This window comes from Vibrio sp. OPT20 (assembly GCF_963889365.1).
Taxonomy (GTDB): Bacteria; Pseudomonadota; Gammaproteobacteria; order Enterobacterales; family Vibrionaceae; genus Vibrio; species Vibrio splendidus.
Window position 1 is genome coordinate 215042 of sequence record NZ_CAWPOA010000106.1, and the last position, 21465, is coordinate 236506.

The following is a 21465-nucleotide window of genomic DNA, read 5'->3' on the forward strand; positions in this document are numbered from 1 at the left end:
TAGAGATAAACAGGCGTAACAGTAGAAGATTAATTACTCACTATTTAATCAAGTGATTAATTAATTGGGTAACACTTGTGATTTTTTTGGTGAATCGTTCCATCAAAAAGATTTACTACAAAGTTTTAACCTACACATCAGCCAAACGATAAACTAACCCGCCAATACAAAACCACCAATCAGTCGATTTATCCAACTACAAAGCAAAAAACAGCACAAACCAAACCAAAACACTGCCAATGTACGCTGATATTGGATTTTCTTGTTTGACGCTCAGAATAAATTACGGTAAATATGGTGTTAACAGTTTATTTACGGATATTTGTGTAATGATTTTTTCTTCTTCTCTACTGCTGAAACTTCTCCTTATCGTGAACCAATCGCGCGGGTAAGTTGTGGGTCAAGAACTACACAAATATTAAAACCCGCACTGAGCGGGTTTTTTTGTAACTGGCACTTTTAAAAGAACATCATTCTTAATAATAATTTGGATAGCAATCGATTCATTATCGATATAAGGAAGCACCCATGAACGATCAAGTAATAATTTTTGATACTACCTTACGTGACGGCGAGCAAGCATTGGCTGCAAGCCTTACGGTAAAAGAGAAGTTACAGATCGCTTATGCTCTTGAGAGACTGGGTGTCGATGTTATCGAAGCTGGCTTCCCTATCTCTTCTCCAGGTGATTTTGAGTCAGTACAAACCATCGCTAAACACATCAAAGACAGCCGTATTTGTGCACTTTCTCGTGCCGTAGCGAAAGATATCGATGCCGCTGCCGAAGCACTAAAAGTAGCTGACCAGTTCCGTATTCATACCTTCATCTCAACATCAACGGTTCACGTGCAAGACAAATTACGCCGCAGCTACGATGACGTAGTAGAGATGGCAGTGAAAGCCGTCAAACATGCGCGTAACTATACCGATGATGTTGAATTCTCTTGTGAAGATGCCGGTCGTACCCCTATCGACAACCTATGTCGTATGGTTGAAGCCGCGATTAACGCAGGCGCTAAAACCATCAACATTCCAGACACGGTGGGCTATACAGTACCGAATGAGTTTGGTGGCATTATCAAAACGCTATTCGATCGCGTACCAAACATCGACCAAGCGATCATCTCTGTTCACTGTCACGATGACTTAGGTATGTCGGTTGCAAACTCAATTGCTGCTGTGCAAGCGGGCGCTCGCCAAATTGAAGGCACAATCAATGGTATTGGCGAACGTGCGGGTAACTGTTCTTTAGAAGAAATCGCAATGATCATCAAAACTCGCCAAGAGCTTTTGGGTGTTCATACTGGCTTGGATCATAAAGAGATTCACCGTACCAGTAAGTTGGTTAGCCAGCTTTGCCATATGCCAATTCAAGACAACAAAGCAATCGTCGGTGCTAACGCATTCAGCCACTCTTCAGGTATTCACCAAGATGGCATGCTAAAGAACAAGAACACTTACGAGATCATGACGCCTGAGTCTATTGGCTTGAAAAATAAAGCCTTAAACCTAACAAGCCGTAGTGGCCGAGCCGCTGTTAAGAGCCACATGGACGCGATGGGGTATAAAGATAATGAGTACAACCTAGATTCATTGTACGAAGACTTCTTGAAGCTTGCTGACCGTAAAGGACAAGTGTTCGATTACGACCTAGAAGCATTGATGCACTTCGCGAACCTACGTGACGAAGATGACTTCTATAAACTTAACTACCTAAGCGTACAATCTGGTAGTGTTATGTCTACCACCAGCATCAAGCTGCAATGTGGCGATGAAGAGAAATGCGAAGCGGCTGTCGGTAACGGCCCTGTAGATGCTTTATACCAATGTATCTACCGCTTAACTGGTTACGAAATTGCATTGGATAAATTCGACCTGACCGCGAAAGGCGAAGGCGAAGATGGCTTAGGTCAAGCCGATATTATTGCGAACTATAAAGGCCGTAAGTACCACGGTACGGGCGTTTCAACGGATATCGTTGAAGCTTCTGGTCAAGCGCTATTGCACGTTATCAATAGCATTCAACGTGCAGACACCATCGCTGAAATGAAGCAGCAAAGAATCGCGACAGTTTAAGCACCCAATAACAGAGCCCTAGAGCCGCTGTTGTTGGCTTTAGGGACAAAATTTAAAACGAGCCAACTAGCTCAGTAACAAAAATTAAAGGATTAACATGACTGATAAATCATACAAGATTGCCGTACTACCTGGTGATGGCATTGGCCCAGAAGTAATGCAGCAAGCACACAAAGTGCTAGACGCAATCGAAAAGAAGCACGCGATTAGCTTTTCTCGTGAAGAGTATGATGTTGGTGGTATCGCAATTGATAACCACGGCTGTCCACTTCCAGAAGCGACAGTAACAGGTTGTGAAGAATCTGACGCGGTACTTTTCGGCTCGGTTGGCGGTCCTAAGTGGGAACACCTTCCACCAAACGATCAACCAGAACGTGGTGCCCTACTTCCTCTGCGTAAGCACTTCCAACTGTTCTGTAACCTACGTCCTGCACAAATCCACAAAGGTTTAGAGTCGTTCTCTCCTTTGCGTGCTGACATCTCAGGTAATGGTTTCGACATCGTTGTTGTTCGTGAACTAACAGGCGGTATCTACTTCGGCCAACCTAAAGGCCGTGAAGGCGAAGGCGCAACTGAAAAAGCGTTTGATACTGAGGTTTACCACCGTTACGAAATCGAACGTATTGCGAAGATTGCTTTTGAATCTGCTCGTCTACGTAACAAAAACGTGTACTCAATAGATAAAGCAAACGTTCTTCAGAGCTCTATCTTATGGCGTGAAGTGGTTGAAGAAATCTCGAAAGACTACCCAGATGTCACGCTAAACCACATGTACATCGACAACGCGACCATGCAGTTAATCAAAGATCCATCTCAGTTTGACGTAATGCTATGTTCAAACATCTTCGGTGACATCATCTCTGATGAGTGCGCAATGATCACGGGTTCTATGGGTATGCTTCCTTCTGCAAGCTTGAACGAAAGTAACTTCGGCCTATACGAACCAGCAGGTGGCAGCGCACCAGATATCGCCGGTAAGAACATCGCGAACCCAGTAGCGCAAATTCTTTCTGCAGCGCTAATGCTTCGTTACAGCCTAGGCGAAGAAGCCGCAGCTCAAGATATCGAAACAGCGGTATCTAAAGCACTTTCTGCAGGCGAGCTAACCGCAGACCTTGCTGGCAAGAATCAAGCGCTGACTACCTCTGAAATGGGTGACAAGATCGCTGAGTACATCTTAGCTTCATAAGCTATGATGCTTAGATTAGAAGCAAGTACATAAGAATAATATCAAGCCAAGTCAGCTTAAATAGCATGACTTGGCTAGAAACAAACACTGGGACTGATGCTCCCAAGGAAGAAAAGCTATGTCGACAAACCAGCAAGCAAAAACCTTATACGAAAAAGTTTATGACGCTCACGTTGCAGTTGCAGCGAAAGGCGAAACGCCAATCCTTTATATCGATCGCCACTTAGTCCACGAAGTAACGTCGCCACAAGCCTTTGATGGCCTGCGTGAAAAAGGTCGTAAAGTTCGCCAAGTAGGTAAAACTTTTGCGACCATGGACCACAACGTATCGACACAAACGAAAGACATCAACGCTTCTGGCGAGATGGCTCGTATCCAAATGGAAACGCTATCGAAGAACTGTGAAGAGTTTGGTGTCACGCTTTACGACCTAAACCACAAATACCAAGGCATTGTGCACGTAATGGGCCCTGAGCTAGGTATCACGCTACCGGGCATGACCATCGTCTGTGGTGACTCACACACGGCTACACACGGTGCATTTGGTTCTCTTGCATTCGGTATCGGTACTTCTGAAGTTGAGCACGTTTTAGCAACGCAAACGCTAAAACAAGCTCGCGCTAAAACCATGAAGATTGAAGTAAAAGGTCAAGTAGCGGAAGGTATTACAGCAAAAGATATCGTACTGGCGATCATCGGTAAGACAACGGCGGCTGGCGGTACAGGCTATGTGGTTGAATTCTGTGGTGAGGCAATTACTGACCTTACAATGGAAGGTCGTATGACGGTATGTAACATGGCAATCGAGCTAGGCGCTAAAGCAGGCTTAATCGCTCCAGATGCAACAACATACGAATACATCAAAGGCCGTAAGTTCTCTCCACAAGGCGAAGACTTAGAAGCGGCAATTGAATACTGGAACACATTGAAAACCGATGCTGATGCAGAGTTCGATGCTGTTGTAACGCTAGAAGCGGCAGACATCAAACCACAAGTCACTTGGGGAACTAACCCAGGTCAGGTTATCTCAGTAGACACACCAATCCCAGCACCAGAAAGCTTCGCAGACCCTGTTGAAAAAGCATCGGCTGAAAAAGCGCTAGCTTACATGGGTCTTGAAGCAGGTAAATCTCTATCGGATTACAACGTCGATAAAGTTTTCGTGGGTTCTTGTACTAACTCTCGTATCGAAGACATGCGCGCAGCAGCAGCGGTAGCGAAAGGCCGCCAAGTAGCGAAACATGTTCAAGCACTGATCGTTCCAGGCTCTGAGCAAGTAAAAGCGCAAGCTGAAGCTGAAGGCCTAGATAAGATCTTCATCGAAGCAGGCTTTGAATGGCGCCTACCAGGCTGCTCTATGTGTCTTGCAATGAACAATGACCGTCTTGGTCCACAAGAGCGCTGTGCTTCTACATCAAACCGTAACTTTGAAGGTCGCCAAGGCCGTGATGGTCGTACGCACCTAGTTAGCCCAGCAATGGCAGCCGCAGCTGCTATTGCCGGTCACTTTGTCGATATTCGTGAACTTTAATTAGAGGATTTAACATGTCAGGTTTTCAACAACACACCGGATTAGTCGTTCCTCTAGATACGGCCAACATCGATACTGATGCGATCATTCCAAAGCAGTTTCTACAGAAAGTGAACCGTATTGGCTTTGGTAAGCACTTGTTCCACGATTGGCGCTTCCTAGATGACGCAGGCCAACAACTAAATCCTGAGTTTGTAATGAACGCACCACGCTATAAAGGTGCTTCAATTCTACTGGCGCGTGAAAACTTTGGTTGTGGTTCATCTCGTGAACATGCACCTTGGGCGCTTGCCGATTACGGTATTCAAGTGATGATCGCGCCAAGCTTTGCCGATATTTTCTACGGTAACTCGATCAATAACCAGATGGTTCCTGTTCGTCTTACAGAACAAGAAGTTGATGAAATCTTCCAGTTCGTAGAAGCGAATGAAGGTGCTGAAATCGACGTTGATTTAGAAGCAATGAAAGTCAGTGCGAATGGAAAAGAGTACTCATTTGAAATTGATGAGTTCCGTCGTCACTGCTTGCTGAATGGCCTAGATAACATCGGCCTAACGCTTCAACACGCAGATAAGATTTCAGAGTTTGAAGCTAAGATTCCTAGCTTCCTGAAATAGCATCACACAGTTTTGTGTACATATAAAAGGTTGGCCTAGTGCCAACCTTTTTTATTTGGCTGAGCTTTTAGCTTAACTTAATGTGCTTATTAAGCTCTGCCCTTTATTTAGAGCGATTCCGCTATTTAACTGAAGAGCTATGAAAGAAAATCGTAAAGCATAAGGTCTTAGTAGTCAGTCATCAGGAGAATGCCATGAAACAACTACTTTTTATTGTCAGCCTACTTTTCTCAACCTTAGCTTGGTCTGCGCCTAAATCTGATCTTTGGCCATACTGGAACCAAAGCAATGAAACTAATCAAGAACAGGTATCTCATCAAGACTGGCAGCAATTTATCGATAGCTACTTAGTTAAACAAGGGCAAAACACCCTAGTTCGCTATCAAGCGGTTAGCACTGCAGATAAGGCAAAGCTCAAGCAGTACATCAAGAGACTAGAACAGTTGAATCCACTCGACTATTCAAAAGCGGAACAGTATGCCTACTGGGTTAATCTATATAACGCCGTGACTGTCGATCTAATTCTCGATGCTTACCCAATAAAATCCATCACCAAGCTCGGCGGACTGTTTAGTTTTGGACCGTGGGGAGATGATGTAGTGAAGGTAAATGGGAAGTCGCTAACACTCAATGATATTGAACATCGAATATTAAGACCGATTTGGCAAGATCCACGTACGCATTATGCAGTGAATTGTGCGAGTTTGGGTTGCCCTAACTTGCAGCCTGAAGCTTTTACCTCTGACAACACTGGAGCCTTGTTGGAACAAGCTGCTAGTGATTTTGTAAATAGCGATAAGGGCGTGTTGATTGGAAACAACAAACTACAACTATCATCGATTTACGATTGGTTTGCTGTGGATTTTGGTACAGAGAAACAACTCATTCAACACGTAGACCAGTATCGAACAAAGCCGGTGACGAACACTGAAAAAATCAGTTATGACTATGATTGGTCGCTTAACCAAGCAAATTAGCTCTAACGCTAAAGTTCATTACTAAAGCAAAAAAAAGAGGCTATAGGTTTTTATTAACCTCTAGCCTCTTCTCAATTCTTTGACCGTATTTCTACGATTAAAAGCTTGAGCCCGGTTGCTGTAAGAATTCAATTTCTTCGGGAGTCGAAGCTCGCCCTAACACTTCATTACGGTGCGGATAGCGACCAAACCGCTCAATGATAACCTTGTGCTTAAACTCAAAATCCAGATTATATGCTAATCCCGTTTGAGAAAAGAGTTCCACAGCTTGTTCATGAACCAACAAAGATTCACTGTGCATGTAAGGCATATACAGGAAACTTTTCTGTTGCTCGTTAAGCTGGTGATCAAAACCACCCGCCACCGCCTCTTGCGCTAAAACCAACGCCATAGGATCAGCCAAAAATGCTACTGGACTGTTTCGACCCATATTTCGAGAAAACTGATCAAGCACGATAATTTCAGCCAAGCGCCCTTCTGCATTTTGTCGCCATTCAAATAGCTCACCTTGGATAGCGGCTTTGTACAGTTTAGCAAAACGAGATTTAATCAAAGTATCGATCTCTTCACCGCCAGTAAACCAGTCTTTAGGCGTCAGTTCATCGAACCAAAACTCTAGAACATCCTGATACGTTACCGTCATATAATTCCCTTTAAGAAAAAACCGAATCATTTAATATCATGACTCGGTCTATGTTCAATTACTTAAAACCTTTTACTTTCTTTATCAGATCATAAGCATTCTGAATTTCTTGCGATTTCTCTTTCGCAACATTCATCATCTCAGGCGGTAAGCCCTTCGCCATCAATTTGTCTGGGTGATGCTCATTCATCAGCTTGCGGTAAGCTTTCTTCACCTCTTTACCGTCGGCACTTTCACTCACACCGAGAACTTTAAACGCATCGGCCAGTTGGTTTTGTTGCGAAGCCTGTTGCCAACCCGATGATTGCCCATGCCCTTGATGTCCACCAAAGCTTCCACCTTGCTGTTGAAAACGAAATGCTGCTTCTTGCATCTGCAAGCGGCGCTCTAGCTGTTCTGCAGAAAATCCAAGGCCTTGCGCTATCTTATGCAGAACCTGACGTTCACTCGGGTGCAAGCTTCCATCAGCAAATGCTGCGGACACTTGTAGCTCAAGAAAAAACTGCAGAAGATCAAAACGACCACCCGATGAGATTTTCACACGCTCAAGCACATCGCTTAACGGGAAGTCACTATCTTTGCCGTCACGGAAAGCATCTTGAGCCGCTTTACGTTGTTCGCCATGTAGGTTCATACGTTCCATCATTGTAGAAGCGAGCTGAATCTCTTCTGGCGTGACCTGGCCTTTGGCTTTAGCAACATGTCCCATAACCGCAAAAGCCGCTTTAAAGAACTCGTTTTGCCTTTCTGCTTGGCTTGGTCCACGGCCAAAACCAGAACTGTTGAACCCCGATTGGTTTAAACGTCGAGCCTTATCAAATTGATGCCCCAAAAACAGGCCAAAAAATAAACCGGGGATGTGCCCAAATAAAAAGCCAAAAAAAGCGCCCAAAATTTTGCCAAATATTTGCATTATGTGTTCTCTATCTATGAATTTTATCTGAGTAACGCTGTCTGATGATGCTGAATGCTAATATTTCCTTTATCATAAGGAAAATGCTTTATTAATTGGATTGATACTAGATCAACCCTTCATCTAGTGACACAGGATAGTTCAACTTCATGCAATCTTTTTCCCGCACCTTGTTAGCCGCGTCTATAAGTACGGCATTATACGTGTCGACAACTCAAGCTGAAACAATCACCGATAGTAGTGTGCAGGAAATGCCCTCTATAGATCAATGCTTGATCGAGCCCGCTGCAGAAAACGAGACACAGCTACCCGCTCATGTTGAGTCAGATCGCTTAGAAGCTATCAATGGTGACAAGGCAATATATTCGGGTGACGTAAGAGTTACGCAAGGGAACAAGACCATCCTTGCCGATAATGTAACCCTACACCAACAAGAAAATATCGTTGTAGCTGAAGGCAACGTAAACTTTAGTGACGGTCAAATCAAGTCTATATCAGACAAGGCGACCAATAATCTCACTACCGATGAAATGACGCTAGAAAATACCGACTATGAATTTCTTTGCGAACCAGGTCGAGGGAATGCGGTATATATTGCGAAAACAGGTAAAGCGGTTTATGAGATTGAAGATGGTTCGATAACCTCTTGTCCGATTGGCGACAATGCTTGGCGCCTAAGAGCATCGAGCATCAGTGTCGACCAAGACGAAGAACAAGCCACCTTTTATAATCCACGTTTTGAAATTCAAAGTGTTCCTGTCTTTTACTTACCTTACTTAACAGTACCGGTGGGTGATACACGTAAAACCGGTTTCTTGTACCCAACAGTTTCGTATGGTTCAAGCGATGGTTTTGAAGCTGAAATTCCTGTTTATTGGAACTTAGCACCAGACTACGATTTGGAAACTACCTTCAAGTACATGCAAGAGCGTGGCACTCAACTCAACAGTAAATTCAGATATTTAAGCGATTTTGGTTCCGGTAGTATCGAGTCTGAATATTTACCAGACGATCAAAAGTACACTGATCTAGGCGATCGTTGGGGTTTCCAACTAGAACATTCAGGAATATTCCAACAATCTTGGTTGTTCGAAATTGATTACTCTAAAGTCAGTGATATTGACTACTTTTCGGACATGAGCTCAAATATCGGTAACCGTGAAGATGGACAACTGCTTCAAGAAGGGCAAGCAACATACCGTTCTCAAAATTGGGATGCGTCTGTACTTGTTCGAGACTTCCAAGTTCTTACCACCAGCAATAACTTGCCTTATCGTCTAATGCCACAACTCGAGTATAACTACTATGCTCCAGAGGTAATGGATTACCTAGATTTTGACTTAATCAGTCATATATCAATGTTCGATACCGACGCATCAGGCAAACCATCAGCCACTCGTGTTCACGTTGAACCTGGTATTACAATCCCTGTAGGTAACACTTGGGGCACTTGGACAACCGAAGCTCGACTACTTGGTACATACTACCAACAGGATCTTGATGGCGTTGATACCGGGGAAGGATCAGATTATGAAGGCCTAGAAGAGTCCACCAGTCGTGTTATTCCTGAATTTAGAAGCCACGCTGGTATTGTTCTGGAGCGAGATACCACGATTGTAGGTAACTATACTCAAACCTTGGAGCCTCAAGTCCAGTACCTGTATGTTCCTGAAGAGGATCAAAGCGAAATTGGTCTTTACGATACAACACTACTACAGACTGATTACTATGGCTTATTCAGAAGCCGCAAATACAGTGGTGTAGACCGCATTGCGTCAGCAAATCAAATTAGCTATGGCGCATCATCTCGCTTTTTTGATGATGAGTACCGAGAGCGCTTAAACATATCTTTTGGTCAAATTTTCTATTTTGATAAAGATACAAAGCAAACTTTAGGCAACGAAGACTCCGCTGACAAAACTAATTATTCATCTTGGGCTATTGAAATGGACTTCAACTACGATGATTACCTGTTCTACCATGGTGGTGTGCAATACGACATTGATTCATCTTCGATGCAACTTGCTAACAGTACCATTGAGTACCGTTTTGCCGGCGGCTATATACAAACCAACTACCGCTACGTTACAGAAGAATATATTGAGGATAATGTAGGCGAAAGTATAAATGTTGGTTCAATAACTAGAGATGGTATCTCACAAGCAGGCTTACTTGGTGCTTACCAGATTTCGCGGAAGTGGAATGCCAGTGCTCAATATTTCTATGATTTAACCACACAAGAAAATCTAGAATGGTTGGCTCGCTTGAACTATAAATCGGATTGTTGGTATATCGGATTTACGTATAGTAACCAGCTGACAAATAACATTAGTGATCCAAATGTCACGCCTGAATATGAAAATAACTTTGGTGTGAATTTCGGTATTATCGGCTTTGGTACTAACTTAGGCTCTGATTCAGGCGCTGTTGGGGATAGCAGTTCTGATAACTCATTGAGCTACGGTCGCCCATTCTTCTTAAACAACTAATTTTCTTTACTGATAAGAAATCAGTAAATTTAAAGGATTACACATGACATTGTGGAAACGCACATTAATTGCTATCGCAGCGACTTGTACTTTATCAACAAGCTTTGCAGCGCCGGTCGAGCTAGACAGCGTAAAAGTTATCGTTAACGAAGGCGTTATCTTGCAAAGCGACATCGATGCCTCGATGAAGACGCTGCGTGCAAACGCTAAAAAAAGCGGTCAAACACTGCCATCGCAAGACGTGCTCAATGAGCAAGTGCTTGAAAAGCTGATCATCGATACCATTCAAACACAAGAAGCGGAGCGTATTGGCGTTCGTATTGATGATGCTCGACTTGATCAAGCAATCGAAGGCATCGCGAAAGACAACAACCAGACTGTAGAACAATTAACAGCATCGGTTGCTGAAGAAGGCCTTAGTTACAATGCATTTCGCGAACAAGTAAGAAAAGAGATTGCGGCAAGTGAAGCGCGTAACGCCTTAGTGCGTCGTCGTATCAACATTCTTCCAGCTGAAGTCGATAACCTTGCAGATATCTTGGCGCAAGAGACTAACGCGACTGTTCAATACAAAATCGGCCACATCCAACTTCGCTTTAATGATGACCAAACCAAAGAAGAGCTAGAAGCTCAAGCTAAAGAAGTGGTTGAGGAACTTAACTCAGGCAAAGATTTCAGCACCATGGCTTATACTTATTCAAAAGGCCCTAAAGCACTACAAGGTGGTGACTGGGGTTGGATGCGTAAAGAAGAGATGCCTACCATTTTTGCAGACCAAATCAAAATGCAGAATAAAGGTAGCATCATCGGTCCTTTCCGAAGCGGTGTTGGCTTCCACATTTTGAAAATTGAAGATGTGAAAGGCTTGGAAACGGTAGCGGTAACGGAAGTTAATGCTCGTCATATCCTAATTAAACCGACCGTCATCTTAAGTGACGACGGTGCCAAGGAGCAATTAGAGGAAATCACGCGTCGTGTAAACGCGGGTGAAGCGAGCTTTGGTGAACTTGCGCAACAATACAGCCAAGATCCAGGCTCTGCAGTGCAAGATGGTGAACTAGGCTACCAAACACCGGATTTGTATGTACCTGAATTTAAGCACCAAGTAGAAACGCTTCCTCAAGGTAAGATCAGCGCACCATTTAAAACCGTGCATGGCTGGCACATTGTTGAAGTACTAGACCGTCGAGAAGTAGACCGTACCGATTCAGCTTTGAAAAACAAAGCTTACCAAATTCTATTTAACCGTAAGTTCAACGAAGAAGCTGGCGCTTGGCTGCAAGAAGTAAGAGCAAGTGCCTTTGTTGAAATGGTTGAGGATGACCAAGATGACAACTAAACGCCTTGTCATTACGGCAGGTGAACCAGCGGGAATTGGGCCAGATTTGACTCTCGCCTTATCCCAAGAAAGCTGGCCACATCAGCTCGTAGTTTGTGCCGATAAAACCCTACTAGCAGAGCGAGCTGAAATGTTAGGGATCGAGGTTGAGCTGTTGGATTACGATTCAACTGCGCCCAAGCAACCTCAACGCTCCGGAACACTAGTTGTGAAACACGTTCCACTGGCTGAAACTGCCGTAGCTGGCCAACTCAATGAAGCGAACGGTCATTACGTATTAAATACTTTAGAAACCGCAGCAATTGGCTGTATGAATGATGAATTTGATGCTATTGTCACCGGCCCTGTTCACAAGGGTGTAATTAACCGAGCTGGCGTTGCTTTTAGCGGCCATACCGAGTTCTTTGCAGAGAAGTCCAATACACCACTGGTGGTGATGATGTTGGCAACAGAAGGGCTGCGTGTTGCGCTAGTAACAACGCACATCCCACTAGCTTATGTATCTCAAGCAGTGACCGAAGACAGATTAGAGCAAATTATTGCAATTCTGAATAAAGATTTGGTTGAAAAATTTGCTATTGAGAAACCAACTATCTACGTGTGTGGCTTGAATCCACATGCTGGTGAAGATGGTTGCTTGGGACGTGAAGAGATAGAAACCATCACCCCGACGCTAGAAAAAATTCGCCAAAAAGATGGCATCAATTTAGTTGGCCCATTGCCAGCAGATACCATCTTTAATGAAAAATATTTGCAAGATGCAGATGCTGTTTTAGGTATGTATCACGACCAAGTACTCCCGGTATTGAAATACAAAGGGTTTGGTCGCTCAGTGAACATCACGCTTGGCTTACCGTTTATTCGCACATCAGTCGACCACGGTACCGCCTTAGACTTGGCAGGGAAAGGCCAAGCCGATACAGGGAGCTTTAGAACAGCGCTCACGCACGCCATTGAATTAGTAGAGAAAAAGCAATGAGAAATGATGTCCACTTAGGGCACAAAGCGCGTAAACGTTTTGGTCAAAACTTCCTTAACGATCCATACATTATTGATGGCATCGTATCGAGCATTAACCCACTACCAGGTCAAAACTTGGTAGAGATCGGTCCTGGTCTAGGTGCAATTACTGAGCCAGTGGGTAAGCTTGTCGATAAATTTACCGTTATCGAATTGGATAGAGACCTAGCTGAACGTCTTCGCAACCATCCCGATCTGGCTGATAAGCTAACGATCTATGAAGGCGATGCAATGAAGTTCGATTTCGAACAACTTGTTAAGCCAAACAACAAGCTACGTATTTTCGGTAACTTGCCATACAACATCTCGACACCATTGATGTTCCACCTTTTTGAGTTCCATAAAGACGTGCAAGACATGCACTTCATGCTTCAAAAAGAAGTGGTTAACCGATTAGCGGCCGGCCCAGGTACTAAAGCTTATGGTCGTCTTACGGTAATGGCTCAATACTACTGTAAAGTGACGCCTGTGCTAGAAGTGCCACCAACGGCCTTCGTTCCGCCACCGAAAGTAGATTCTGCAGTCGTTCGCCTGCAGCCATACGAAGTGCTACCTTACCCGGCAAAAGATCTGAAATGGCTAGATCGTGTATGTCGTGAAGGCTTTAACCAGCGTCGTAAAACGGTTCGTAACTGCTACAAGAGCCTAATCGACAAGGAAGTACTTGAAGAGTTGGGTGTTAACCCAGGCATGCGTCCTGAGAATTTAACGCTCGAGCAGTTTGTCGACATGGCAAACTGGTTGTACGACACTCACAGCGCTGACAAATAATTCTAAAAGGCTCCTACACTTCGGTGAGGAGCCTGTTTTTTATGTAATACTTTAAAGTATACCAACAACAAAAGGTGCGAATATGGATATATCTACGCCTTGTATCAAATGTCAGGTTCACTCTAAATACATAGAGGAACAATCTGAACCAACGAAGAACCGCTACGTCTTCGCCTACATCATTACCATCAAAAACCTCAGCAAAACAACGGTTCAACTCATGTCTCGCCGCTGGCTGATTACCGACTCCAACGGCAAACAACTCACCATAGAAGGTGATGGCGTAGTTGGGCAACAACCCGTGATTGAGGCCAACGACGAATACACTTACACCAGTGGTACCGTCATCGAAACTCCTGTGGGTGTTATGCAAGGTCATTATGTGATGACAGATAACAAAGGCATCGACTTCATAACTGAAGTGGATCCATTTAGACTCGCGATCCCTAATATTCTTAATTAGCCGTACATCTGTATCTACAGGAAATTATTGTGTCGAATTATATTGTCGGAGACATCCAAGGGTGCTTCGACGAACTTCAATTACTGCTTGAGACCGTCAACTTTGACAAACAACAAGATACCTTATGGGTCGCTGGTGACTTGGTCGCTCGAGGTCCTAAATCATTGGAGACACTACGCTTTATTCGTAGCCTAGGTGACGCAGCTAAGGTTGTATTAGGTAACCATGACTTGCATCTACTTGCGGTTTCCTTAGGGCTATTTCCAGCTAAAGCAAAAGATAAGACTCAACCCATTCTTGATGCGGAAGACCGTGAACAGTTGCTCGAATGGTTAAGACAACAGCCTTTAATTCAGGAGCATCCAGAGTTCGTGATGTCTCATGCTGGTATCTCACCTCAATGGGATCTAGAGCGAGCACGGATTGAAAATCTGGAAATAGCTGATTTATTAAAATCCGATCAGTGGCAATGGCTTATCGAGAATATGTACAGCAACATGCCTGACTTATGGCGTCAAAATTTAGAAGGGATTGAGCGCTATCGCTATGCGATCAACAGCCTTACTAGAATGCGATTCTGTTTTACTGATGGTCGTCTCGATATGGCCTGTAAACTTCCACCAAACGAAATTACAACTGAGCCGCTAGTGCCTTGGTTTGACCTACCACAACGTATAAAGCTGGATAAAACAGTTATTTTTGGACACTGGGCTGCGCTAGAAGGTTACTCAGGAAAAGAGGTGATTGGACTTGATACTGGGTGTGTGTGGGGGGGAGACTTGACGATACTTCGCTGGGAAGACAAACAGTTTTTCACTCAAAAAGCGCTATAGAAACAAGAGATACGAGAAGCTTGCGCTAGCTGGGCGCAGTAACGCAAGCATTTTCAGAGCCTAACTCTTAATAACCACCGTTAACGCTCGAGAACCACAAACTCCATATCGTGCTTGTTTTTCTCATCCGCTTGATAAGTATCATTAAAGCTCTGCTTCCAACCTTCCCCCCAGTCTGGGAATTGAGTATCACCATCCACATCAAAATCGATATAAGTCAGGTATAACTTGTTCGCTTTTGGTAAGCAGGTTTCATAGATTGAACCACCACCGATGATCATCACTTCATCAACATCACTTACCAGCTCTAGTGCTTTTTCAATCGAAGTTACCGTCGTTACGCCTTCGATTTCTAAACTCTCGTCGCGGCTGATTACAACGTTCAGCCTCCCCGGCAAAGGGCGACCAATTGAATCGTAAGTCTTACGCCCCATCACGACAGGTTTGCCCATAGTTGAGCGTTTAAACCATGCGAAATCTGCAGGTAAATGCCAAGGCATCTGATTGTCTTTACCAATTACACGGTTGTTCGCCATTGCCGCTATCATGCTGATGATCATAAATCGAAAGTCCTGTCCTTACTTGAAAATGAAGTTGAAGCTAGACGATAGGTCTACGACGGTAGAATAACAGCCCAGGCACTGCTAAGCCAACCGCAAGCCCTGCGATAATGAACATCGATTTCAAAAAGTTCTCCATCAACAATGCCAATAGTTCTGGGTTGTATCCTGCTCGGTTAATCTCAACCATGGCAATCATCGCCTTAAAGGCAAACACGCCAGGGACCATCGGAATCAAGGCTGCAACCGTAAATACTTTCGGGTGTGCTAACAATTTATGCGACCAATGCACCCCTATCATGCCGACCAATGTAGCAGCAAAGAACGTCGCCCATTCAATGGGAATGCCGAAATGCATCATTAAGTAACGGCTACCGTGGCCAATGGAGCCTCCGAGAGCACAATAAATTAATGCTCGTTGCGGGACGTTAAACACCAATGCAAAACCAACCGCAGGAATCGCAGCAAAAAACATGTCGTTGAGTAACCCAACAAAAAGTTCAAAAATAGTCATTAGTTCACCCACCCCCATACGTCAGATAGGCTCATAGCTGCGACAATACCTAAGCTTGTAGCCAACGTTAATAAACTGGCCATGGTGAAGCGTGCGAGACCCATATTAATGTGGCCTTTAAGCATATCTGCTACGGAGTTGATCAAAGGAAAACCGGGCACTAGCATCAATACTGACGAAGCCATCACGATAGTAGGTTGACCACCAATATTGTAGAGCACTGCCTGAGCTGAGATAGTGGTGGTGACAAAAGCGGTAATAGCGAAATTTAATAACGGATTGAAATGGCGATGACCGATCTCTTGTCTCACGATCATACCGCAAGCCGAAGCTATAAACGTCATCATAAAGACATGCCAATCTCCGCCAGCAAGACGGCTAAAAGAAGCACACGATAGCCCTATCATTACGACAACTAACCAACGGTTGTAGCGTTCAGGACTGATCCCTTGGATCTTCTTATAAGCTAAATCATAATCAAGAATCCCTTTCTCCATCATGATACACACACGTTGAATCTCGGTTATCACCTGCATATTAATGCCACGATCAGCGCAACTTCGAGTCGTCGTTATGCAATGATCATCCATTACCGTTGTCACAACCAACGCATTAGCTGACAGTGCAACTTCAACCTCATTCACCCCACAAGCAATACCGATACGGCGCATAATGTCACCGACCAATGTGCTCTCGGCGCCATGAGCTAATAACATTTGTCCTGATTGAGCGACTAACCTTGAGATCGCTCTTTGCTTTGATGCCATGATTTCCTTCCCATAGGCGTTAATTATCTAAAGATAAATTTTGCATAAAAAACAGCAAGACGTCATGATTTAGATACAAAAAAACCGCAATTTTCATTGCGGTTTAATAAAACTATCAGCGTATCTTAGAAAAAGCGACCAAAGTGCTTATAAGAAACTACGAGGATTATTAATCACGAACATAGATAACATGACCGTCATCTTCTTCGTCATCCCAATCATCCCAGTCGTCGTCATCTTCAGTAACGACATTCTTACCGGCCATCGCATCTTTATGGTAGTCATCCCACATAAAGTTAACTTTTTCTTCTTCTTCAATTGCTTCAACTTCACGAGGTAGGTTCTCCATGAACTCACCCAGTTTAAAGCAAAGATCTTTGGTACCGATCTTGTTTACAGCAGAGATCTTGAAGTACTCGCCTTCCCAACCCAAAGCTTCGACGATTTCTTGAATCTTTTCGTCAGCTTCTTCTTCAGGCATTAGGTCAACTTTATTGAACACTAACCAACGAGGTTTCTGTGCAACTTTCTCACTGTATTGCTCAAGCTCATCGATGATCGTCAGTGCATTCTGAATAGGATCAGAACCATCGATCGGCAAAATATCGATCATATGCAGAAGAACGCGACAACGCTCAAGGTGCTTCAAGAAACGAATACCAAGACCAGCGCCATCAGCTGCGCCTTCGATCAAGCCAGGGATATCGGCAACAACGAAGCTCTTCTCAGGAACAACACTTACCACACCTAAGCTAGGGATTAGCGTCGTAAACGGGTAATCAGCCACTTTTGGTTTTGCAGCAGATACTGAGCGAATAAACGTAGATTTACCAGCGTTTGGCAAGCCAAGCATACCAACATCCGCTAGCAGAAGAAGCTCTAAACGTAGTTCGCGAACTTCACCTTTAGTACCCATTGTCTTTTGACGAGGAGCACGGTTAACAGACGACTTAAAACGCGTGTTACCAAGACCGTGCCAACCACCTTTACCAACCATGACTTTCTTGCCATGCTCAGCAACTTCAGCAACGATTTCATTAGTGTGGATATCAACAGCGCGAGTACCTACTGGTACTTTCATTGTCATATCTTTACCACGTTTACCAGTACAGTTACCACCGCGGCCATTTTCGCCACGCTCAGCATTGTAAAAACGTTGGAAACGGTAATCGATCAGTGTGTTTAAGTTTTCATCCGCTTGAATGTAAACATCACCACCATCACCGCCATCACCGCCGTCAGGACCACCTTTAGCGACGAATTTTTCGCGCCAAAAGCTTACTGTACCATTACCGCCATCACCGGCTTCTATTTTTACTGATGCTTCATCAACGAATTTCATTTTTTAACTCCGCACTTACGTTGCGTTACCACTCATCAAGGAGTGATATAAATTCTAGCAGATCCGTGTTTAGATCGATCACCTAAGATCTAGATCGATCTGCAACCAAGGAACAAATAAGGAGAGGTTCTTTGCTTTCTGTATCTTAAAAAACAAACGGCTTCTTAATAAAACCAAACTGTTTCTCAAAAATAAAACGGCTTCTCAAAACCAAAACAAGAGCGTCTACTTTTTTATTCTCGCTATAAATAAAAAACCCTGCCGAATCGGCAGGGCTTTTGAATTCAGCTTGAAAGCTAGTATAAATAATCTAATAAAAGATTAAATTACTCAGCTTCGATGCTTACAAACTTACGGTTTTTAGGACCTTTTACTGCAAATTTCACTTTACCTTCAGTAAGAGCGAAAAGAGTATGGTCTTTACCGATGCCAACGTTTGTGCCAGCGTGGAACTTAGTACCACGTTGACGAACGATGATGTTACCTGCAAGAACAGATTCACCACCAAAACGCTTAACACCAAGACGTTTGCTTTCTGAATCGCGGCCGTTATTAGTAGAACCGCCAGCTTTTTTATGTGCCATTGTTAAACTCTCCTAATACTTAAGCGTTAATGCCAGTGATTTTCACTTCTGTGAACCACTGACGGTGACCAGCTTGCTTACGCGAGTGCTTACGACGACGGAACTTAACGATTTTTACTTTATCGCCACGACCGTGTTGTACTACTTCTGCAGTAACTTTGCCACCTTCAACAAGAGGTGCACCAACAGCGATTTCTTCGCCGTTAGCAACAAGAAGAACTTTATCAAATTCTACAGTTGCACCAGTTTCAACGTCTAATTTCTCTAAACGAAGTGTTTGACCTTCGCTTACTCGGTGTTGTTTGCCACCAGATTGGAAAACAGCGTACATATTTTACTCCGCTTTTTCCGCACAGCCTATGGTTGTTAATTCTACAACTCGGGTGTGCGCTAAACTAATCAATAGGGCGCAGATTCTACGGGAATCATGCCGCTATGACAAGCCATATTTTTAAAATATTGGCGAAAACATGTTCGCCAAAGAAAAGTGCGGCAATGATGCCTTTAAGTGATGTATTAATCAACGTTTTTTAGTGTATTATTCAACAATTAAATACAACGTATAAGCCTTACAGGGTCTAACTTCAGCCGGATGAACAATGGATTTTAAAGCTATCCAAACGCTTACTGCCAATGATATGGCAAAAGTGAATGAAACAATTCAAGCCCAACTTAATTCTGACGTAAGTTTAATCAACCAGCTTGGTTTTTATATCGTTAGCGGTGGTGGCAAACGCCTACGTCCTTTGCTTGCTCTTTTATCTGCTCGTGCACTTGGTTATCAAGGTGAAGCTCATATCACCTCTGCAGCTTTTATCGAGTTTATTCACACAGCAACCCTGCTCCATGATGATGTTGTAGACGAGTCGGACATGAGACGCGGTAAAGCTACAGCCAACGCAGCTTTTGGTAATGCCGCTAGCGTTTTGGTGGGTGACTTTATCTACACTCGCTCGTTCCAGATGATGACAACGCTAGGATCCTTAAAGATCCTTGAGTTAATGAGTGAAGCAGTTAACGTGATTGCCGAGGGGGAAGTTCAACAATTAATGAACTGTAATAACCCGGACACCACAGAAGAAAGTTACATGCAGGTCATCTACTCGAAGACCGCTCGTTTGTTTGAAGCTGCAACGCAAATCGGTGCAATTCTTAGCGAATCATCACCAGAAATCGAAACGGCGATGCAAAACTACGGTAAATACCTAGGCACTGCATTCCAATTGATTGATGATGTGATGGATTACACTGCTGATGGTAAAGAGATGGGTAAGAACGTTGGTGACGATCTTGCCGAAGGCAAACCAACACTGCCTCTACTATACGCAATGCACAATGGTTCTCCTGAACAAACCAGCATGATTCGAGAAGCGATTGAAAAAGCCAATGGTATGGAGCGTCTCGACGACATTATGGCTGTTATGAAAGAGACAGGCTCGTTAGAGTACACAACAAATAAAGCCTATGAAGAAGCAGATAAAGCGATTGCTGAGCTTTCTGTTCTTCCTGACTCTGAATATAAGCAAGCGCTAACCACGCTCGCACACTTAGCAGTTAAACGCAGCAAGTAAGCAGGTTAATAGACAACTCGCTTCTAGCTTCTATATAAATAACAAAAAAGAGCCGGTTGGCTCTTTTTTTGATCCTGTTAGATATAACTCCGGGTTTCAATATCGACTCGATTCTAATGATAAAGGTAATTGCGCTTCGATCTCTTCAAGTTCTTCCAATGGAACCGCATATTGCTTATGACTATTGTAAGACTCAAATAAAGCGAACTGCTCTTGCTCATCGATAACCAATATCTTGCCCAAGCGACCTAGATAGTTAACATTCATTCCTTTTTGTACTCTAGTCATCGTTCTATACCCTAATTCTTCGTGGTTAGAGAAGTTTTACGAGCGGGGTGAATGCAAGGATCAAAAAAGCCGATCATAATGATCGGCTCTTATTAACTATCTTTTAGCTGAGTTAAATGGTGTCCCGCTTATTTAGCGAATTCAACACCAATCTCAATATCGCCATTTAGCGTTTCTAGCATGCTGTCTAGTGCATTGCGTTCGAAGTCGCTCAGTTCACCGTAGCTAAGAATCGCTTCTGCGCCCTCTTTGCCTAGCTTAACTGGCTGTGCAAAGAACGGTGCGTGCTCGCCTTCACCTTCAACGTATGCACACTCAATCACGTTCTCTTCGCCTTGAAGCGCTTTCACTAGAGCAAGACCGAAGCGACAAGCCGCTTGACCCATAGATAGTGTTGCACTGCCGCCGCCAGCTTTAGCTTCTACTACTTCAGTACCCGCATTTTGGATACGAGTTGTTAGCGCTGCGATTTCTTCATCAGTAAACTCTACGCCTTCAACTTGAGAAAGTAGAGGAAGGATCGTTACACCTGAGTGACCGCCGATAACAGGAACACGGATGTCGCTTGGATCTTTATCTTTCAGCTCAGCAACAAACGTTTCAGAACGAATAACATCAAGAGTAGTAATACCGAATAAACGACGCTTGTCGTAAACGCCCGCTTTCTTAAGTACTTCAGCAGCGATTGGTACTGTTGTGTTTACTGGGTTAGTGATGATACCAACACAAGCAGTAGGACAAGTAACTGCGATTTTCTCTGCAAGAGACTTAACAATGCCAGCGTTCACATTGAAAAGATCCGCACGATCCATACCAGGCTTACGAGCAACACCCGCAGAAATAAGCACAACATCCGCACCTTCTAGTGCTGGTGTTGGATCTTCACCCGCGTAACCTTTGATCGAAACAGGTGTTGGGATATGGCTAAGATCGGCAGCGACACCCGGTGTTACCGGAGCGATATCGTAAAGTGCAAGA

General features: G+C 43.9%; 22 protein-coding genes. 12 read left to right on the forward strand and 10 right to left on the reverse strand.

Features of this window, described 5'->3' with window-relative positions; translation table 11 throughout:
* Positions 1-528: 528 nt before the first annotated feature.
* The 5 genes from leuA (at position 529) to AACR09_RS22775 (ending at position 6390) form a co-directional block, all read left to right on the forward strand.
* Positions 529-2076 carry a 2-isopropylmalate synthase gene (gene leuA, locus AACR09_RS22755; RefSeq protein WP_004735885.1) on the forward strand — a complete coding sequence of 516 codons (1548 nt, stop codon included), beginning with the start codon at positions 529-531 and terminating at the stop codon, positions 2074-2076.
* A gap of 97 nt (positions 2077-2173) precedes the next feature.
* Entirely contained in the window at positions 2174-3265 is a 1092-nt protein-coding gene (gene leuB / locus AACR09_RS22760) for a 3-isopropylmalate dehydrogenase (protein ID WP_004735886.1), read from the forward strand.
* A 118-nt stretch (positions 3266-3383) separates the two neighbouring features.
* Positions 3384-4796 (forward strand): 3-isopropylmalate dehydratase large subunit, encoded by a 1413-nt coding sequence (leuC, locus tag AACR09_RS22765; RefSeq protein WP_004735887.1) that lies wholly within the window; start codon positions 3384-3386, stop codon positions 4794-4796.
* Between the two features lie 14 nt (positions 4797-4810).
* Positions 4811-5413: a 3-isopropylmalate dehydratase small subunit gene (gene leuD, locus AACR09_RS22770; protein WP_193835742.1), complete on the forward strand. Its 603-nt coding sequence runs from the start codon at positions 4811-4813 to the stop codon at positions 5411-5413.
* Positions 5414-5607: 194 nt separating this feature from the next.
* Positions 5608-6390 carry a DUF547 domain-containing protein gene (locus tag AACR09_RS22775; protein ID WP_193835743.1) on the forward strand — a complete coding sequence of 261 codons (783 nt, stop codon included), beginning with the start codon at positions 5608-5610 and terminating at the stop codon, positions 6388-6390.
* 97 nt (positions 6391-6487) lie between these two features.
* Here the strand turns inward: AACR09_RS22775 and AACR09_RS22780 are convergent, their stop codons facing one another.
* Both AACR09_RS22780 and djlA read right to left on the reverse strand, forming a co-directional pair.
* Entirely contained in the window at positions 6488-7033 is a 546-nt protein-coding gene (locus tag AACR09_RS22780; protein WP_193835744.1) for a DUF924 family protein, read from the reverse strand.
* Between the two features lie 58 nt (positions 7034-7091).
* Positions 7092-7946, reverse strand: a complete 855-nt coding sequence (djlA, locus tag AACR09_RS22785) for a co-chaperone DjlA (RefSeq protein WP_102495647.1) — start codon at positions 7944-7946, stop codon at positions 7092-7094.
* Positions 7947-8095: 149 nt separating this feature from the next.
* On the opposite strand from djlA, the gene lptD reads away from it, so the two are divergent.
* The 6 genes from lptD to apaH all read left to right on the forward strand — a co-directional run bounded on the left by lptD (position 8096) and on the right by apaH (position 14861).
* Positions 8096-10435: an LPS assembly protein LptD gene (lptD, locus tag AACR09_RS22790; RefSeq protein WP_193835745.1), complete on the forward strand. Its 2340-nt coding sequence runs from the start codon at positions 8096-8098 to the stop codon at positions 10433-10435.
* 43 nt (positions 10436-10478) lie between these two features.
* Positions 10479-11774, forward strand: a complete 1296-nt coding sequence (surA, locus tag AACR09_RS22795) for a peptidylprolyl isomerase SurA (protein WP_193835746.1) — start codon at positions 10479-10481, stop codon at positions 11772-11774.
* Positions 11764-12753: a 4-hydroxythreonine-4-phosphate dehydrogenase PdxA gene (gene pdxA, locus AACR09_RS22800; protein ID WP_029222219.1), complete on the forward strand. Its 990-nt coding sequence runs from the start codon at positions 11764-11766 to the stop codon at positions 12751-12753. Before surA ends, pdxA begins: the two co-directional genes overlap by 11 nt.
* A complete protein-coding gene (gene rsmA / locus AACR09_RS22805) occupies positions 12750-13565 on the forward strand; it encodes a 16S rRNA (adenine(1518)-N(6)/adenine(1519)-N(6))-dimethyltransferase RsmA (protein ID WP_004735898.1) in 816 nt (271 codons plus the stop codon). Before pdxA ends, rsmA begins: the two co-directional genes overlap by 4 nt.
* Before the next feature lie 82 nt (positions 13566-13647).
* Positions 13648-14028: a Co2+/Mg2+ efflux protein ApaG gene (gene apaG, locus AACR09_RS22810; RefSeq protein ID WP_004735899.1), complete on the forward strand. Its 381-nt coding sequence runs from the start codon at positions 13648-13650 to the stop codon at positions 14026-14028.
* Between the two features lie 29 nt (positions 14029-14057).
* Positions 14058-14861: a bis(5'-nucleosyl)-tetraphosphatase (symmetrical) ApaH gene (gene apaH / locus AACR09_RS22815; protein ID WP_193835747.1), complete on the forward strand. Its 804-nt coding sequence runs from the start codon at positions 14058-14060 to the stop codon at positions 14859-14861.
* Between the two features lie 80 nt (positions 14862-14941).
* On the opposite strand, the gene folA is transcribed toward apaH, so the two are convergent.
* The 6 genes from folA to rplU all read right to left on the reverse strand — a co-directional run bounded on the left by folA (position 14942) and on the right by rplU (position 18959).
* Positions 14942-15421, reverse strand: coding sequence for a type 3 dihydrofolate reductase (folA, locus tag AACR09_RS22820; protein ID WP_017087003.1), 480 nt, complete (start codon positions 15419-15421; stop codon positions 14942-14944).
* 40 nt (positions 15422-15461) lie between these two features.
* Entirely contained in the window at positions 15462-15935 is a 474-nt protein-coding gene (locus tag AACR09_RS22825; RefSeq protein WP_009847830.1) for a threonine/serine exporter family protein, read from the reverse strand.
* Positions 15935-16702 (reverse strand): threonine/serine exporter family protein, encoded by a 768-nt coding sequence (locus AACR09_RS22830; RefSeq protein ID WP_004735903.1) that lies wholly within the window; start codon positions 16700-16702, stop codon positions 15935-15937. The genes AACR09_RS22825 and AACR09_RS22830 overlap by 1 nt, the downstream gene beginning before the upstream one ends.
* A 169-nt stretch (positions 16703-16871) precedes the next feature.
* A complete protein-coding gene (cgtA, locus tag AACR09_RS22835) occupies positions 16872-18044 on the reverse strand; it encodes an Obg family GTPase CgtA (RefSeq protein ID WP_009847831.1) in 1173 nt (390 codons plus the stop codon).
* 326 nt (positions 18045-18370) lie between these two features.
* Complete coding sequence (gene rpmA, locus AACR09_RS22840; RefSeq protein WP_004735905.1) at positions 18371-18628, reverse strand: 50S ribosomal protein L27; 258 nt, start codon at positions 18626-18628, stop codon at positions 18371-18373.
* 19 nt (positions 18629-18647) lie between these two features.
* Positions 18648-18959: a 50S ribosomal protein L21 gene (rplU, locus tag AACR09_RS22845; RefSeq protein WP_004740823.1), complete on the reverse strand. Its 312-nt coding sequence runs from the start codon at positions 18957-18959 to the stop codon at positions 18648-18650.
* Between the two features lie 268 nt (positions 18960-19227).
* Between rplU and ispB the strand changes: the two genes are divergently transcribed.
* Positions 19228-20199, forward strand: a complete 972-nt coding sequence (gene ispB / locus AACR09_RS22850; RefSeq protein WP_004735906.1) for an octaprenyl diphosphate synthase — start codon at positions 19228-19230, stop codon at positions 20197-20199.
* Between the two features lie 96 nt (positions 20200-20295).
* Here ispB and AACR09_RS22855 read toward each other — a convergent pair whose 3' ends face one another.
* Entirely contained in the window at positions 20296-20487 is a 192-nt protein-coding gene (locus AACR09_RS22855; protein WP_009847833.1) for a hypothetical protein, read from the reverse strand.
* 128 nt (positions 20488-20615) lie between these two features.
* Positions 20616-21465, reverse strand: an 850-nt coding sequence (gene mdh / locus AACR09_RS22860) for a malate dehydrogenase (protein WP_228010840.1), incomplete at its 5' end; no start/stop codon positions are given.